Origin of the sequence: Faecalibacterium sp. Marseille-Q4896 (genome assembly GCF_017377615.1) — a bacterium.
In the GTDB taxonomy this organism is placed as follows: Bacteria; Bacillota; Clostridia; order Oscillospirales; family Ruminococcaceae; genus Faecalibacterium; species Faecalibacterium taiwanense.
Map to the genome: position 1 here is coordinate 399,769 of NZ_JAFREG010000001.1, position 16,788 is coordinate 416,556.

Consider the following 16,788-nt stretch of genomic DNA (forward strand, 5'->3'; position numbering starts at 1 on the left):
CAGTGCCCCCTTACCTGCGGCGGCGCAGCAGCACCTCCACAGCACCTGCAATGAGCACTGCTGCGGGCAGCACGAATACGAACACCATGCCCAGCGTCATGGATGCGGAAGCCGGGACCGTGATGGGTGCAGCTTCCAGTGCTTTGGTGTCGATGAGCAGGCTCTGCCCTACCAGCGAAGCGGCACAGCCCTGCAGGAAGGTCAGGTTGCCCGGGATGGACTGGTACACCTGCTCGTTGTCCATGTTGGGGCAGCCGATCCAGATCACCTCGGCACCGGTGGAATCATTGCGCGCCCATACGGCCAGCGAGAACGGGCCGTCGGTATCGCCGGCTTCCTTTGCGGAAGAAGAGCTGGCATCAAAGTCCTGCTTGCTGTAGGCATCCTCGGTGGTATACAGCAGCGGTTCCGCCGTCACATCGTCTGTCTCGGTGATGGTGACGCCCTGTGCCACCGAGAGCATCACATGGGTGCTCTGATTCACGCCGTCCAGCGCGGTGCTTTCGTCGGCGGTCGCGTAGTCCGGGAACAGCGAGTACGGGTAGCCGTACAGCGCGTGGCCCGCATCGCCCTCCACCACAAGGCCCGGCTCACGCGCAAGGCCGAACTGTGCCATCACTGCATCCAGATTGGGCGTTTCGGTATAGCCGCTGGTGGTCAGCAGCACCTTGCCGCCGTTTTCCAGATAGGCCTGCAGCTGCGCGATCTCATTCACAAGGCCGTCAGCTGCAAAATCCGAAGCGGGGTCGCTGATGATGAGCAGATCACAGTCCTCCGGGATGGTGCCGGTGAGCAGATCCAGCGGCTGGGCATTGATATTCTGCGCCTTGAGCGCCTCGGTCAGCGAGGAGGTAAGCGCCTGCTCGCCGTGGTTGGTGGTGTAGTAGGCATGACTTTCTGCTGCGGCAGTCAGCTTGTAGATGGCAGAGCTGATCTGCTTTTCGCCGCCAAAGGTCACGTTGGCAGCGCCGGTGGTGTAGTAATCGGAGTAATCGTACTCGTAAAGTTCGGCGGCGTTCAGCACTTCGCTGTTCTCACCGCTGACCACGATCAGACTGCCGGTGGATGCATTCTCTGCGCCGTACTGCGCTGCAAAGGTCGGGTAAAGCGCCGGGTCCTTCTGCTCCCAGTGGAAGTGACCGCTCTCGTCGGCGTAGTGATCCAGCAGCTTGGTGATAATAGCATCCTCGCTGCCGGTCTCACAGAGATAATAAACGGTCACGTCCTGATCCAGGCTCTGCATCAGCTGCCTGGAGCTGTCGCCCAGCGTGTACATTTTGGCGGCAGAGAGGTCGAACTCGGTGTATTTTTTCGGGATGGCCCCCACCAGCAGGTTGATCAGCACGGCCAACACGATGGCTGCTGCCAGAATGGCCGTGGAGTACAGTCCATTGCGGAACACCTTGCCGTTTGCGGAGGAAGAAACTTTGAAATTTTTCATGTTGTTCCCCTCCCCTCAGTTCCAGCGGCGCTTTTCCAGCCCCTGCGCCGTGAAGAACAAAAACAGCATGGTCACGGTCAGGTAGTACACCAGCGTCGGGATGGAAAAGCTGTTGTTGACAAACTCTTCAAACGGCGTGAACAGGCACAGCCCGCTGAGCACCGCGCTGAACGCTTCGGTCAGCCAGCTGCTCTGCAGCAGGAACAGTGCCGTCAGCACCACACAGCAGCCCGCAAAGGTCAGGCAGCCCAGCGTAAAGCTGCGGGTACGCAGGCCTGCCACCACACTGAGCACTGCCGCAATGGCGGTGAACAGGGCCAGCGCCACTGCGCTGCCTGCGGTGAACATGCTGCGCAGGCTGGGCATCATGTAGGCCAGCAGCAGTGCGGCAACACCTGCCACCGCAGCAATGATCTGATTCTCGGTCAGGCTGGAAAGAAACACGCCAATGGCAATGGCGGCGCAGCCCATGAGATAATAGCACAGCAGAGCGGCCAAGTTTGCCAGCGTGGCCGTGCCGGTGGCACCCAGTGCGGCCAGTACAAGGATCATGACCGCATCGGCAAGGCACGGCAGTGCAAAGATGACGCACAGGGCAAAGAATTTGCCCAGCACGATCTCCCACACAGACACCGGGCTGGTAAGCAGCAGCTGATCGGTGCGGGTGCGGCGTTCCTCTGCAAAGGAGCGCATGGTGAGCACCGGGATATACAAAAGCAGCACAAACGTGGTGCGGTAAAGCGTGTAATAGCCAAAATCCGTCAGGCCGTAGCCCAGATTCAGGGCAACAAAATAGATGGCCGTTGCCGCCAGCATAAAGGCGGTGAGCACGTAGCCGATCATGCCATGAAAGCTGCTGCGGATTTCGCGTTTTAAAATGGCGGTCATTCCGTTTTCTCCTCCCCTTCATCCGATGGTGTTTCAGACTCGTTTTCGGTCAGTGCAAGGAACACTTCCTCCAGCGTCCTGTTTTCCGCTGCCAGCGCCAGCACCGTGCATCCGGCCTGCGAAAGGGCGCGGGACACCTCGGCGCGGCGGTCAGAAGCATCGGCACTTTCTGCGGTAAAGGTCACCTGTCCGTCGGCCTCGGATTCGATCTCCACCTTGCGGATGCCCGGAATGGAGCCGACTGTTTTCAGCACGGTCTTCCCCCCGCCCAGAGCGGTAGCGCGCAGACGGCTGCCGGGGTTCAGCTTTTCGGCCAGCTGTTCCGGCGCACCCACCGCCACCAAATGCCCCTTGGACAGGATCAGTACCTGACTGCACACCGCCTGCACCTCGCTGAGGATGTGGCTGGACAAAATGACCGTATGGGTCTTGCCCAGTTCCTGAATGAGTCTGCGGATCTCGATGACCTGTGCAGGGTCAAGGCCTACGGTAGGCTCGTCCAGAATGATGAGCTGCGGCGCGCCCAGCAGCGCCTGCGCAATGCCCACGCGCTGGCGGTAGCCCTTGGACAGACTGCGGATGAGCCGGGGCAGCACCTCTTCCAGCCCGGTGCGGCGGGCAGCTTTGCGCACCTGTTCTTTGCGGTCGGCCTTCTTTTTGATGCCTTTCAGCTCTGCAGCAAAATCCAGATATTCCTGCACCGTCATTTCCGGGTAGAGCGGCGGCTGCTCGGGCAGATAGCCCACACAGGCCTTGGCCTGCCGGGCCTGCTCCGGCAGGCTGAAGCCCGCCACCTTCACTTCACCGGAGGTGGGGGCAAGGTAGCCGGTGAGGATATTCATGATCGTGGACTTGCCCGCGCCGTTGGGGCCGAGCAGGCCGAAGATCTGGCCGTCGCCCACCGTAAAGGACAAATCTTCAATGGCAGGGTGCGTGCCATACTTTTTGCTCAGATGCGATACTTCGATCACAGCAAACGCTCCTTTTTCATCTAGTTCAATGCTGGTATATTTTAGACTGAAAATGTGTAAAAATTAAGACAATCCTGTGGCGGGATGCAAAAAGAATTCTTAAGAATGATTAAGGCCGCCCTTTCATATGCCAAAAAGGCAGCAAAAAAAGCACCGTCTCCCAAAGGAAACGGTGCTCAGAAAACCATAATTACTTACGGCCGAAACGCTTGTTGAAGCGCTCAACACGTCCGCCGGTGTCAACCAGCTTCTGCTTGCCAGTGTAGAAAGGATGGCACTTGGAGCAAACTTCGACGTGGATCTCAGGCTTGGTGGAACGAGTCTTGATGACGTTGCCGCATGCGCAGGTGATGGTGCAGTCAACGTAGTTCGGATGGATACCCTGTTTCATTCTTTTCACCTCATTTCTGGTTCTGACTTATTGGGGCCATATTATAAATGTATGTGCCCATCACAACCTTCAATATCGGCTACCCCGTCGAGCGGCCTTGGAAACGATTGCCTTACTATTATAGCACGATTCCGACAGAATGCAAGAGGGAAAATAAAGTTTTTAGCATACAAAAAGTCCCCTGCACTTTCATGCAGAGGACTTTAACGGTTTTACCTTATGCCGTCAGGCCATCAGTGGATGAACACAGGACCCAGCGGGTTGGTGATGGGGCTGACGTAGCCGCCCAGCAGCTTGGGGATCGCCAGGCTGATGTCGGGCACGAAGGTCAGCAGCAGCAGTGCAACGAACATGCACAGGTAGAACGGCAGGGTCGCCTTGACGACCTTTTCCATCGGGCGCTTTGCAACGGCAGAGCCGATGAACAGCACAGCGCCGACAGGAGGAGTCAGCAGGCCGATGCCGCAGTTCAGAACCACGATGATACCGAACTGGATGGGATCGATGCCGATGGAGGTTGCGATGGGCAGCAGGATGGGAGTAGCGATCAGGATGATGGGAGCCATATCCATGATGCAGCCCAGAACCAAGATGATCAGGTCGATCAGCAGAGCGATGATGTAGGGGTTATCGGTGACGCTGGTGATGGCATTTGCAGCCAGATCCGGCACATGCAGCATGGTCAGGCAGTTGCCGAAGACTGCAGAGGTGGCGATCAGGATCAGCACGATGGACAGAGTGTTCACGCACTCATCCAGTGCATGCCAGACACCCTTCCAGTCCAGACCCTTGTAGACGAACACCGACACGAACAGAGAGTAGATAACTGCAATAGCTGCAGACTCGGTAGCGGTGAACACACCGCCAACAACGCCGAACACAACGATAATAACAGCGGCCAGTGCCCAGATGGAAGTGCCCAGCTGCTTAACGAAGCCCTTGATGCTGAACGGAGAGCCCTTGGGGTAATTCTCCTTGACCGAGATGATGTAGGAACCGATCATCAGGACGATGGCCAGCAGAGCACCGGGCAGATAACCTGCCAGGAACAGGCTGCCGACCGAGATGCCGCCGGCAGTGGTGGCATAAATGACCATGTTGTGGCTCGGAGGAACCAGCAGACCCTCGCAGGAGGAGGTGATGGTAACAGCAGTGGAGAAGTCGGCATCGTAGCCCTGATCGACCATCATGGGGATCATGATGGAGCCGATGGAAGCGGTATCTGCAGATGCAGAACCGGAAATACCGCCGAAGAAGTAGGAAGCAACGATGTTGACCATTGCCATGCCGCCGCGCATCCAGCCCACGCAGGCATCAGCCAGAGCGATCAGCTTTTCAGAAATGCCGCCGGAGCCCATGAGTACGCCCATGGTGATGAAGAACGGCACGGCCATCAGGCTGAAGGAAGAGATGCCCTTGACCATCAGACGGCAGACATCGGTCAGTGCCTGACCCTGCACCATCATGCACAGCACGCTGGAAAGACCAACGGCGTATGCAATGGGGAAACGCAGGAAGATCATTACAAAGAAGCTGACAAGAAGGACAATGATTGCCAGTGTCTGAACTGTCATATTACACTTCCTCCTTTACAAAAATGCTCTTGATGTGGTTGTACAGTGCCTCGATCTCGAAGATGATCATGGCAACACCGGCCAGCGGCACCGGGAAGTACATCCAGAAGCGGCTCAGCCAGGGCATGGACACGTAGAAGCCGCGGCCGCCCAGAGTGGTGGCATAGTTCCAGCCGACCACCATCATGATGACACCCAGAATGCACACGGCAAGATCGGCCAGAATATCCAGCACCTTGACGGCGATTTTGGGCAGATACACGTCAAACGCAGTCATGCGGATATGGGCACCGCGGCGGATGGCCAGAGCAGCACTCAGCACGGCCATGTAGCTCATACAGGTCAGCACAACCTCTTCCGACCATGCCGGGTCCGGGATGAACGAGACGTAACGACCGATGACCGACATGGTAGTGATGAGGATATCTGCGATCAGCAGCAGCTTGCAGATAAACAGGACCACTTTGTAGGTGATGTCGTACACCGGCTTGATCTTATCCAAAGTGGTAAAGATTTTCGGCATATGAATTCCTCCATATAAAAAGCCCGGCAGGTCTGCGGGCGTATCCCGTAGTCCCCCGCCGGGCTATATACTATCTCAGAACAGGAAAGGCTTTTTCAATTATGCCTTCATGTCCAGCAGCTGCTGATACAGCTCAGCCTGATCGGAGGTGTTCTCGCTGATGACCTTCTGGCAAGCTTCCTGCCAAGGTGCCTTATCGGGAACATCCACGACATTGCAGCCGGAGCTCTTCAGCTCATCCAGAACCTTGTTCTCAGCGGTCTCGGACAGCTCTGCGTTGAAGGCCTGCGTATCAGCACCGGCCTCCATGATGGCAGCCTGCTGGTTCTCGGTCAGCTTGCCCCATGCGTTATCGGTGATAACAGCCTGAACAGCGCCCAGAGTGTGGCCGTCCAGGATCAGGTTGTTGGCAACCTCGGGGAATGCATTGGACTTGTAGTTTGCGATGGGCTGCTCAGCACCATCCACAACGCCGGTCTGCAGTGCGCTGTACAGCTCACCGAAGGAAACGACGGTGGGGTTAGCGCCCAGACTCTCGACCATGCCGTTCATAACGGGGTCGTTGGACACGCGCAGCTTCAGGCCCTTGAAATCATCGATGCCGGAAACAGGGTTGACCGTGAAGAAGTGACGGAAGCCCTCTTCGCCGTAGAAGACACCACGAACGGGCAGACCCAGCTCCTGAGGCTCGTTCAGGAACTCAGGTGCCAGATCGCTGTTGGCGAAGTTCCAGAAGTGTGCGCGGTTCTCGAAGGTGAAGGGGATGGACAGCAGCTTGGACTTGTTGCAGCCATAGCTGGTCAGTGCGAAAGCGGAGATACGGCTCATATCGATGGAGGTAGAACCGCCCAGGATTGCGTCCAGAACGTCGTTCTCAGAACCCAGAACGCCGGAAGCCTGCACATCGATGACGACGGAGCCGCCGGTCAGCTCCTCGACCTTCTCCTTGAAGTGGGTAGCGGTCTGGCCAACGATGGTATCCAGCGGGTTGACCTCGGCGTAGACCAGAGTCACCTTGGGATCGTTTGCAGCAGCAGTAGCATCACCAGCAGCAGAAGCTGCGGTGGAAGAAGCTGCGGTAGAGGTGGAAGCAGCAGCAGAATTGCTGGAGCCACCACATGCGGTCAGAGCCAGAGCAGCGGCGGAAACACCGGCTGCTGCCAGAAAGCTGCGACGAGTGATCTTTTTCATAATAAATCGTCCTCCTTAAATCTCCCGAACGGCCCGGTCTGCACAGGACCCGCATACCGTTCATTTACTGTACACACTTTAGCAAATTTTTTTAAACGAAACAAGGGCTTTCAAAAAATGTCCTGCTTTTTGAAAGAATGTCAGAATTTCTTTTGTGAAAAATGCCAAGTGTTTTACTTTTTGTTTGTGCACCTTCGCCTAACAGATGGATACATTTCTGTATTCCAGATAGAAGCAAAGCGCTGGATGCCCTTCCCTTTGGGGTTCAGAGCACACAGCGCTTTGCCGGTTCTTTTTTCTGTTTTCCTGATTTCTTTGCCCATCTTTTCCGGGCTTTGCTGTGGGGCTTATGCCTGCCGGATGCGGGCGATCAATTCGCCCTGCTGGGCAAACCGATCATACATCGGCTGCACAGCAGCACGGAACCTTGCCTTTTCTTCTTCGTCCAGCTCTGTCACCTCAATGCCTGCTGCACGCAGATCACTTTCCGATTCCGCCTCCTGCTGCGCCCAGAGCCTGCGCTCCACCTTGGCGCTCTCCCGGGCACACAGGCGGATGATCTCCGGGTAGCGCTCGTCCAGTGCGGCCAGCTTTTCCATCACAGCAGGGCTTGCAAGCTGCACCTCCGGCACGCGGGTATGCTCATCCTTTAAAAAGTAAGGTGCCACCTCGTAGTGACCCATGGCTTCGTAGCTGGGCCAGTTGTTCTCTGCGCCATCGATCTCACCGTTGTGCAGGGCGGCATACACCTTGCTGTACACTACCTTTACCGGCTTTGCGCCGAGGTCGGTGATCATTTCGCTCATCATGTCCGATTCCTGCACGCGGATGGTCAGGCCCTGCAGATCTGCAAGGCCTGTCACCTTCTGCCGGGTGTAGATGCTGCGCACACCGGCATCGAACCATGACAGTCCCGTCAGCTCCAGCGACTCCAGCGTGGAGAGGAACTCGTCGCCGATGGTCCCATCCAGCACGCGCCACATCTGGTCGGCATCGGTGTAAAGATACGGCAGCTGCAATACGCTCAGCGCCGGCTCGTACTCTGCCAGCTGGCTGAGGGACACGCGGGAGAAGTCAATGCCGCCAAACTGCATCTGCTGGATCACGCTCTGCTCCGCGCCCAGTTCTCCCCCGCTGTACACCAGCACTTTCACGCGGCCATCGGTGCGCTGGGCCACAAGATCCGCAAAGGCCAGCGCCGCCTGCGTAGTAGGATAATCCTCCGGCTGGTTCTCCGCATAGCGCAGGATCAGTTCCGCCCCCTGCTCGTCCTGCACCGGCTGATGGCCGCAGCCCGCCACCGGCAGTGCCAGCACGGCTGCGCCAAACAGGGCGGTCAGCATCTGGCGGCGGGTCACAGTCGGGCCTCCCGTGCAGCCTTGGCCGCTTCCCTGCGGTACTGGGTGGGGGTCATGCCGGTGCGTTTTTTAAAGGTGCGGGCAAAATAGCTGGAATCCTCGTAGCCCACCATGGAAGCTACCTCTGCTGCCGAACGGAACGGGTCGGTGAGCAGCTCCTTGGCAGCGTTGATACGCAGCTCGGTCAGGCAGTCCAGAAAGTTCATCTTCTGATACTTCTTGAACTGTGCTGAGAGATACGCCGGGCTGATATGCAGGATCTCGCTCACACTGTCCAGCGAGAGGTCGAACATATAGTTATCCTCCATATACTTGCGCACATGGGCCATGACCAGTGCATTGCGGTCGTTCTCCCCTGCTTCGGCGGCATCGCTCTCCGGGTCAGCTTCCGGCTCCGGTTCCACCGGAGCCAGCTCTGCAAGGCGGCGGCCCGCCTCGATCTGACGGATGGCCTTGCGGATGGAAGCTTCCACTTCGTCCGGGTTCACCGGCTTGAGCAGATAATCGCAGGCACCCAGATGCATGGCCTCGTGGGCGTACTGGAACAGACTGTAGGCCGTAACAAAGATCACCTTGCACTCCGGGCGCTGTTCCAGCACGGCGCGGGCTGCATCCAGACCGTTCATACCGGGCATCTCAATGTCCATCAGGATCAGGTCTGCGCCCCACAGCACCGCCGTATCCGCTGCCTTGCGGCCGTTCTCGGCAGTCTCGATGGTCACTTCGTGCTCAAAGCGGCGGGCCACGATGTCCGCCAGCGTTTCCCGTTCCAGTGCTTCATCATCCGCGATCAACAGACGAATCATTCCTCAAACTCCTCCTCATTCTCCACCAATGGCAGATACAGCACCACCGCCGTACCGCGTCCCGGATGGGACCGTATCACAAAGCGGCTGTTCCGATCCAGCAGACGCAGGCGGGCCGCAACATTATAAATGCCGATATGCTCCCAGCGCTCACCGGGCTGGCTGAGCGCCCCGCGCAGCTGTCGTAATTGATCCAGCTGGATGCCCACGCCGTTATCCACCACGCGGATGCACAGCAGTCCCTTCTCCCGCAGAGGGTTCACGCGGATGCGCACCACACCGCCCTCCTCTTTGGGGCAGATGCCGTGCTTGAAGGCATTTTCCACAATGGGCTGTAAAATAAAGGACGGCACCATGGTCTCGGTAAGATCCAGCGAATCGGAAATGCGCCACTCCATACGCACCCGCTCACCAAAGCGGACATGGTAGATGGAGTAATATTCATCCACGATGCGCACCTCACGGGAGAGCGGCACCTGTTCATCGTTGCTCATCAGGCTGTAGCGCAGCAGGTGCGAAAGCGCCATGATGAGCGCCTGCGTACGGTAGGCCGTCTCGGTGCCGGCGGTCTGCTGGATCACATTCAGGGTGTTGAACAGAAAGTGCGGGTCGATCTGGCTGCGCAGCTGCTGTAGCCGGCTGCGCTCCATGCGGTTCTGCAGCTCCAGTGCTTCGGTCTTCTGGCGGTGCAGCTCCCGCTCGATCTCGTTTTTCTCCTGCAGGGTGGTCACCTGCTGGGCCATGGAGTGCTTCATGATATTGAAGGACTCGGCCAGCTGAGCGATCTCCGGCTGCTTGGGCAGCGGGATGTCCGGGGTGTCGAACTCACTTTTGCCAATGGCGCGGGAGGCTGCGATCATCTGCTGCACCGGCGTGAGCAGACGCATGACCATCAAACCGGTAACGCAGCCCAGCGCCACGCACAGCGCCACCACCACCGTCTGCAGCATGGTGATGCGCTCGTTCAGGGCCGAGATGGTGGTGTAGGTAGTCTGGGAATCCTGAATGGCGGTTTCCAGCAATTGCAGGGTGTACTGGCTCAGGTAATCGCCGCAGGGCACCACCTTTGCATAATACAGCTGGGAAGCTGCGGCATCGTTGCCGCTGAGCAGGTCGTTTTCCAGCTCATCCAGCAGGCCGGTGTAGGTCTGATAGACCGTATCCACTGCGCTGTAGAGCACCCGCTGCTCATCGCTGACGCTTTCCAGACTGTCCAGACTGGTACCGATGCGCCAGAGCCATGCATTGCAGGTGGAAGATGCCGACTGCAGCCGGTCAATGATCTCCTCCGGCTCGCTGTTCTCCCAGCGGTAGTTCTCCAGCACGGAAATAGAGCTTTCCACACCGCCCTGAAAGCGGCTGATGGCGTTGAAGCAGCCCATCTGCGCGTCCTGTACTGCCTGCACTGCTCTGGACTGGTAGCCATTGAGCGTGAGCTGCATGGCAAAGGCCGCAAAAAATGCTGCCAGACACAAGCCCATGCGCTGCTTGAGGGTGATCTGCCGCTTGCGGTGCTGCAAAGCCTGCCGCCTCCTTTCGTTTGGTAACGATTTATTGTACCACGCTTTGGGCCGGATTGGCAAGGTTTGCATGTTTTTCTCTTGCCTAAACCGCGCAATTGTGGTACGATGCCTGTAAATACAAAGGAGGCGACTTTATGTCCCAGACCATCTCCGTTTCCACCACCATGGGTGAGCAGGGCTTCCGCGATTTTGCCGTGTTCGATGCATTCCATCACCGCAAAGCATGGCTGCGTCCCGCTGTTTTTGCCGCCATCATGCTGGCTTTTGCCGCCGTCTGCCTTTCGCAGCTGGGCAAGCGCCCGGGTGCCGGGCTGCTGGCTGCTGTGCTTGCCATTGTGGGCATCGGCCTGCCGGTGAGCTACTTTTACTCGTTCTTCCGCAGCGTTTCCCGGCAGATCAAACAGATGCACCTGCCGCGGGCCTTCTACCGTGTGGAGCTGGCCGACACCGGCATTGCTGTGTGGATGTACGGCCAGCAAGACAAGCCCGAACCCACCAGCCGCCACGCATGGGACAGCTTTTACTGCGCCTACCGCACGGACAATGCGGTGTACCTCTACGTAGAAAAAGAGAAAGCTTACTTACTGAACGACCGCATGGAAGTGGTGTGGAAGTTTTTGGCCGGCATCCTGCCCAAAGAAAAGCTGCACGACTGCAGAAAAGGTTAAACCCAAAAAATATGCACACGCAAAAAAGAACTGCTGACATTTCGTTCAGCAGTTCTTTTCTTTTATAAAGACCCACGCTGCGGCAAAGCAACGCGCAGCGCGGGTGCGAAGATATCTTAAATTATCGTGTCAGCAGATCAGCGGGCCAGCGTATACTTGTGCAGGGTCTTGCGCACAGCGCCGGGGCCTGCAAACAGCTCCTTGGCCATTGCCTCGATCTTCTCGCCCAGACCAACGGCATACAGATCCACGCCGAACACGTCAACACGGCTGTACAGCTTCTTCAGGCAGCTGAAGTCCTGCTCGCCTTCCTTGACCTCCAGCGGAGCCACAATGGCCTGCAGCTCAGCCAGCAGCGGATCGGCGGAAGGCTCAAAAGCCTGACCGTTGTCATCGATGCCCTTCAGGTAGCGGGCGTAGCCTGCCAGCACCAGCGGGATCAGGATCAGGTTGCCCTTGTCCAGACCGCGTGCCTCGTAGGCCTTGATGGTCTCGCCAAAGCGGATGGCCAGCTTCTGGGAGGTATCGGTTGCGATACGCTGGGGAGCATCCGGCATGAAGGGGTTGGGCAGGCGGCGGTTGATGACAGCGCCGATGAACTCGTAGGGGTTCAGAACGCCGGGATCGACCACGACGGGCATTGCCTCGATGTAACCGATCTTCTGGATGAAGGCACGCAGGTCTTCATCGGCCATCTCGGCGGAGATGAGGGTGTAACCCAGCATGCAGCCATAGATGGACATGGCAGTGTGCAGCGGGTTCAGGCAGGTGCAGACCTTCATCTTCTCGATCTTGTCCACGGTCTCGCGGTCGCAGTACAGCACACCGCCCAGCTCCAGCGGAGGACGGCCATTGGTGTAGTGATCCTCGATGCACAGGTACTGGGTCTCCTCGGCGTTGACGAAGGGAGCGGTGAAGGTGTGCTTCTCGGTGACGATGGTGTAGTTATCCTCAAAGCCGTCGTCGGCCAGCATCTGCTGGACCTTGGCATCCGGGCGCGGGGTGATCTTGTCGATCATGCTCCACGGGAAGGTGATCTTGCTCTCGTCCTGCACATAGGCCAGGAACTCGGCGGGCACCAGACCCTGCTCCACCCACTTGGCAGCATAGGCGTGGACAGCGTTCTTGACCTTATCGCCGTTGTGGGAGCAGTTATCCATGCTCTGGACGGTCAGGGGCAGCTTGCCGGCCTTGAAGCGTTCGTACAGCAGAGCAGTGACCTTGCCCATGGCCAGCACGGGGGTCAGGCCGCGCTCCAGATCAGCGGGAGCAACGCCGTAGCCCTTCTCAGTGATGGTGAAGGAGATCATCTGCAGGCTGGGGTTCTGGAAGATCTCCACCAGACGTGCCCAGTCCTCGCCGAAGGAGTAGTCAGCCTTCAGGCTCTCGGTAACGGAAGCCACCACCTTCTTCTCGATCTCGCCGGTGGACTTCAGGCAGACCAGCAGGCTCATATTGTCGTAGGGACGATAAGCCTTGTCGATGATCTCGTAGTCAAAGCTCTCGGCCACGATGACACCGCGGTCATACTTGCCGGTGTTCAGCGCATCGTTCAGGATGGCAGCCGGGAATGCACGGAAGATATTGCCTGCGCCGAAGTGCACCCAGGTGGGTTCGGCGTGGGTCTTGGCCTTGACAGCCTCGATATCGAATTTGGGCAGCTCATAACCCTTCTCTGCCCACTCGGCGGACAGATTGCCGTTTTTGATCTCAGACAGCTTCATATTTATCAGCCCTTCTTTTTCTCTTCATCCAGACGATCCAGCAGATCCCAGACACCCAGCATGTACTGAACGCCCAGAGCACGGTCATACTTGCCGTAACCGGGGCGGCAGTTGCCGGGGCCTTCCTCCCACAGCTGACGGCCGTGGTCGGGACGGATGTAGCCCTCAAAGCCGCAGTCATGGTAAGCACGCAGCACCTCGATGATGCCGGTCTCGCCGCAGCAGTCGCGGTGAGCAGCCTCGGAGAAGTCGCCGTTGGGGAAGTGGTGGATGTTGCGGATGTGACCAAAGGCAATGCGGTCGCAGTGCTTGCGCACGATCTCGGCACAGTTGTTGTTGGGGTTTGCGTTCAGGCTGCCGGTGCACAGGGTCAGGCAGTTGTACGGATCATCCACCATGCTCAGGAAGCGGTCGATGCTCTGGGCATCCACCAGCAGACGGGGCAGGCCGAAGATATCCCAAGGGGGATCATCCTGATGGATAGCCATTTTGATGCCGCACTCATGGCAGGTGGGCATCAGTGCTTCCAGGAAGTACTTCAGGTTTTCCCACAGCTTTTCCTTGGTGACAGGGGCGTAAGCCTTGAACAGCTCGTCCAGCTTTGCCATGCGCTCCGGCTCCCAGCCGGGGAAGGTCATGTTATACTTCTCAGTGAAGGACATGATGTACTCAGCCATAGCCTTGTAATCGCCCTTGATCTTATCTTTCTCGTAGAACAGTGCAGTGGAGCCGTCGCCCACGGGGTGGAACAGATCGGTACGGGTCCAGTCGAACACCGGCATGAAGTTGTAGCAGATGACCTTGACACCGAACTTGGACAGATTGCGGATGCACTGCTTGTAGTTCTCGATGTACTTGTCGCGGGTGGGCAGGCCGATCTTGATGTCATCGTGGACGTTGACCGACTCGACCACGTCCATATCAAAGCCGTAGGCGTGGATCTGATCGGCTACCTTCTGGATCTCGTCGATCTCCCAGATCTCGCCGGGCATCTTGTCGTGCAACGCCCAGACGATGCTGGTCACGCCGGGGATCTGCTTGATGTCGCTCAGGCTGATGGGATCGTTGCCCTCGCCATACCAGCGCCAACCCATTTTCATAGGCATAGGAAAATCCTCCTGTTTTATATTTTCTGCTTTGCATTTTCCGCGCAGCCGTGTGCCGCGCTCTTGTACTTATATTCTAGTATATCAGTTGCGTTTTTTCAATGGTCGCTTTGCCGGTTTTTAATGTTTCTTCTTGTATACTTTAGACAAAAAGAACAAAAATCCGTCGGACATCACCCGCCCGACGGATTTTTACACGATTCAAAATGCCGGTTTCAGCGTTTCAGCTTCTGCCGGATGGACGGAGCCAGCACATCCTTGAAATATTCAAAGGTGTCCAATTCCAGAATGGCAGAGCCTGTCAGATAAATGCCCAGACCAACCACCACCTGAATGATCACCGTCAGCAGATCCGGCAGGTGCAGGAAAATGACCAGATACATGCACAGGCCCGCGCCCACTGCCAGCAGCAGGGTCGGCAGGATATCACGCATCTGTTCCAGATAGCCATAGCCGATCAGCTTTTTGTTGAGCTGTGCATCCAGGATCTGGGTCACAACATTCGTGATCAGCATACCATATGCAATGGCCTCGACGCTGACACGGAATGTTGCCAGCAGAAGAAGGATGCACACCCCTTCGTTCAAAAGCTGACATTTCAGGTAAAGATCGCTGCGGCCCACCGCCTTGGCTGCATTCAGGTTTGCCGTGATGATCGGCCAGCACGCATACCCCAGACAGAACACCCTGAGGAACAGCACACAGGGCAGCCACTTCTCGGTGAGGATCAGGCGCACCAGCGGTTCGGCACAGAACGCAGTGCTCATCATCACCGGCGCAATAATATAGGTACAGGTCTTGATGGAGCGGCGGGTCATGTTCTTGACCTGCGCACGGTCATCCTGCAGTGAGGACATGACCGGGAACAAAACGCTCTCAATGGAAGTATCCACGCTTGACGCGATATTATAAGTCAGGTTATCGCCCTGATTGTAATACGCCAGATCCGCCGAGGTGTACATCTTGCCGATGATCAGGCTGCGCAGGTTGTTGTAGATGACGCTGCTCAGCGACGAGGCCAGCAGCTTCCAGCCATAAGAGAGCAGCCCTTTCAGGTGCTGCCACGAAAATTCCATCTTAGGCCGCCAGGAGGACAGCTTCCACAGCACCAGCGTGTCCACCGTGATATTGGATACCTGCTGCACCACCAGCGCCCAGACTCCAAAGCCCATATAGGCAAGGCCCAGACCCAGGACCGTGGATACGATCGCGCCCGCAAAGGCGGAATAGAAAAAATACTGGAACTTCATGTTCCGGGTCACATGCGCCTGCTGGATCGTTTTGATGCCGCAGACCGCCACTGTCAGGCTGATGCCGCGAAAGATCGGGGTCATGCTGGGGTCATTGTAGAAAGCAGCCAGATACGGTGCCGCCACGAACATTCCCCCATACAGCACAAAGCTGATCACAATGCTGAAAAAGAACGCCGACGAGTAATCCAGCTCGTCCACTTCCTTCTTCTGCACCAGCGCGGTGCCAATGCCGCAGTCCAGCAGGACATACATGATATTGTTGAACACCGTCACCAGTGCCACCTTGCCGTAATCATCGGGTGTAAGGATGCGCGCCAGAAGGATGGACACTACCGCTGAGATCAGCTGCACACCGCACCGCTCTGCAAAGCGCCAGAAAAAACCGTTTACAATAGCATTTTCTTTTTTCTCGTTCATTCCTGCGTCCACTCAAATTCCTTTCAAAAAAGCCGGTCGGTCTGCACCCTGCGCAGAAATGCATTTCCGCCGTATCCTTATCATCCTCTTCCCTGCTGCCAAAACAACTGAGCAGAGATAGTTAGTTTTATAATATCACACCCATCCATGCATTTCAACCAACATATTCTTAAGAAATGACGGCCCGAAAATTTCATTTAAAAAGAGAAAAAGCGCTTGACTATCTGCCAGGAACGTGGTAATATATTCAAGCAGTCCGCATCACGGTCTTTCACCTCAGAGATTTCAGGGCTGCGAAAACAATACGGTATGCGAGGGTGGCGGAACTGGCAGACGCGCACGTTTGAGGTGCGTGTGGTTTATCCTTGGGGGTTCGAGTCCCCTCCCTCGCACCAAAAACCAGTACACATTGTGTGCTGGTTTTTCTTTTTGTGCGAGGGAGCAGACCTCGAACAAGGCGGCGGCGCACAGCGCCGCAAGCAAAGCCACAGTGCAACAACGACAACCGCAGCCTGCGGCTGAAACAGGGAGGAGTTGTTGGGGCCGCGTTCTGATTTTTCAAAGCCCTGCCAAGGGGCTGCGGAAAAATCAGCTAACGCAACCCGTTGCTGTTGCTTAGCCTGCGGGTCCCAACCCGTAGGAATGTCTATCAGGGGTGTACCTATTTTGTACCGGTTTCTTTTTGTGCGAGGGAGAAGACCTCGAACAACACTATTTATTATATAAAAGAAAGCGCGATGAATTCTGAGAACTCATCGCGTTTTTTCTCTTATGCGGGTAGTGGGGGTCGAACCCACACGCCTTGCGGCACAGGAACCTAAATCCTGCGCGTCTGCCAATTCCACCATACCCGCGTATTCTTCTATTCTGCAGCTGCGGCCAAACCGCCTTAATATAGTATCAGTTCCGGCGGCAAAAGTCAATCACTGCATTGATATTTCCGCCCTTCACAGC

General features: G+C 56.9%; 14 protein-coding genes and 2 tRNA genes. 2 read left to right on the forward strand and 14 right to left on the reverse strand.

Going from position 1 to position 16,788, the window contains the following annotated elements; genetic code table 11:
* Window positions 1-10: 10 nt before the first annotated feature.
* The 10 genes from J3348_RS02145 to J3348_RS02190 all read right to left on the reverse strand — a co-directional run bounded on the left by J3348_RS02145 (window position 11) and on the right by J3348_RS02190 (window position 10,663).
* Window positions 11-1,441 carry a Gldg family protein gene (locus J3348_RS02145; RefSeq protein WP_207698207.1) on the reverse strand — a complete coding sequence of 477 codons (1,431 nt, stop codon included), beginning with the start codon at window positions 1,439-1,441 and terminating at the stop codon, window positions 11-13.
* A 15-nt stretch (window positions 1,442-1,456) separates the two neighbouring features.
* Complete coding sequence (locus J3348_RS02150) at window positions 1,457-2,329, reverse strand: ABC transporter permease (RefSeq protein ID WP_207698208.1); 873 nt, start codon at window positions 2,327-2,329, stop codon at window positions 1,457-1,459.
* Window positions 2,326-3,300 (reverse strand): ABC transporter ATP-binding protein, encoded by a 975-nt coding sequence (locus J3348_RS02155; RefSeq protein WP_207698209.1) that lies wholly within the window; start codon window positions 3,298-3,300, stop codon window positions 2,326-2,328. Before J3348_RS02155 ends, J3348_RS02150 begins: the two co-directional genes overlap by 4 nt.
* A 190-nt stretch (window positions 3,301-3,490) precedes the next feature.
* Window positions 3,491-3,691, reverse strand: coding sequence for a 50S ribosomal protein L31 (rpmE, locus tag J3348_RS02160; protein ID WP_005926533.1), 201 nt, complete (start codon window positions 3,689-3,691; stop codon window positions 3,491-3,493).
* A 233-nt stretch (window positions 3,692-3,924) separates the two neighbouring features.
* Complete coding sequence (locus J3348_RS02165; RefSeq protein ID WP_207698210.1) at window positions 3,925-5,265, reverse strand: TRAP transporter large permease; 1,341 nt, start codon at window positions 5,263-5,265, stop codon at window positions 3,925-3,927.
* A 1-nt stretch (window position 5,266) separates the two neighbouring features.
* On the reverse strand, window positions 5,267-5,788 hold the full coding sequence (locus J3348_RS02170; protein ID WP_005937205.1) for a TRAP transporter small permease: 522 nt from the start codon (window positions 5,786-5,788) through the stop codon (window positions 5,267-5,269).
* A gap of 99 nt (window positions 5,789-5,887) precedes the next feature.
* On the reverse strand, window positions 5,888-6,979 hold the full coding sequence (locus J3348_RS02175; protein WP_154255440.1) for a TRAP transporter substrate-binding protein: 1,092 nt from the start codon (window positions 6,977-6,979) through the stop codon (window positions 5,888-5,890).
* A gap of 347 nt (window positions 6,980-7,326) precedes the next feature.
* On the reverse strand, window positions 7,327-8,337 hold the full coding sequence (locus J3348_RS02180; protein WP_347563409.1) for a TRAP transporter substrate-binding protein: 1,011 nt from the start codon (window positions 8,335-8,337) through the stop codon (window positions 7,327-7,329).
* Window positions 8,334-9,143: a response regulator gene (locus J3348_RS02185; RefSeq protein ID WP_005937194.1), complete on the reverse strand. Its 810-nt coding sequence runs from the start codon at window positions 9,141-9,143 to the stop codon at window positions 8,334-8,336. The genes J3348_RS02180 and J3348_RS02185 overlap by 4 nt, the downstream gene beginning before the upstream one ends.
* Window positions 9,140-10,663 (reverse strand): histidine kinase, encoded by a 1,524-nt coding sequence (locus J3348_RS02190; protein ID WP_242702831.1) that lies wholly within the window; start codon window positions 10,661-10,663, stop codon window positions 9,140-9,142. Before J3348_RS02190 ends, J3348_RS02185 begins: the two co-directional genes overlap by 4 nt.
* Before the next feature lie 137 nt (window positions 10,664-10,800).
* Here J3348_RS02190 and J3348_RS02195 point away from each other — a divergent pair, with 137 nt between their 5' ends.
* Window positions 10,801-11,334 carry a hypothetical protein gene (locus J3348_RS02195; RefSeq protein WP_005937189.1) on the forward strand — a complete coding sequence of 178 codons (534 nt, stop codon included), beginning with the start codon at window positions 10,801-10,803 and terminating at the stop codon, window positions 11,332-11,334.
* Between the two features lie 137 nt (window positions 11,335-11,471).
* Here the strand turns inward: J3348_RS02195 and J3348_RS02200 are convergent, their stop codons facing one another.
* The 3 genes from J3348_RS02200 to J3348_RS02210 all read right to left on the reverse strand — a co-directional run bounded on the left by J3348_RS02200 (window position 11,472) and on the right by J3348_RS02210 (window position 15,834).
* The gene (locus tag J3348_RS02200) at window positions 11,472-13,058 is read right to left on the reverse strand and encodes a mannitol dehydrogenase family protein (RefSeq protein WP_154255439.1); all 1,587 of its coding nucleotides are present in this window, start codon (window positions 13,056-13,058) and stop codon (window positions 11,472-11,474) included.
* A 5-nt stretch (window positions 13,059-13,063) separates the two neighbouring features.
* Window positions 13,064-14,164 carry a mannonate dehydratase gene (gene uxuA, locus J3348_RS02205; RefSeq protein ID WP_005937183.1) on the reverse strand — a complete coding sequence of 367 codons (1,101 nt, stop codon included), beginning with the start codon at window positions 14,162-14,164 and terminating at the stop codon, window positions 13,064-13,066.
* A gap of 215 nt (window positions 14,165-14,379) precedes the next feature.
* The gene (locus J3348_RS02210; protein ID WP_207698211.1) at window positions 14,380-15,834 is read right to left on the reverse strand and encodes a lipopolysaccharide biosynthesis protein; all 1,455 of its coding nucleotides are present in this window, start codon (window positions 15,832-15,834) and stop codon (window positions 14,380-14,382) included.
* A gap of 311 nt (window positions 15,835-16,145) precedes the next feature.
* Here J3348_RS02210 and J3348_RS02215 point away from each other — a divergent pair.
* Window positions 16,146-16,229 (forward strand) — tRNA-Leu (locus J3348_RS02215).
* 377 nt (window positions 16,230-16,606) lie between these two features.
* On the opposite strand, the gene J3348_RS02220 is transcribed toward J3348_RS02215, so the two are convergent.
* A tRNA-Leu gene (locus J3348_RS02220) sits at window positions 16,607-16,688 on the reverse strand.
* Between the last annotated feature and the right edge of the window lie 100 nt (window positions 16,689-16,788).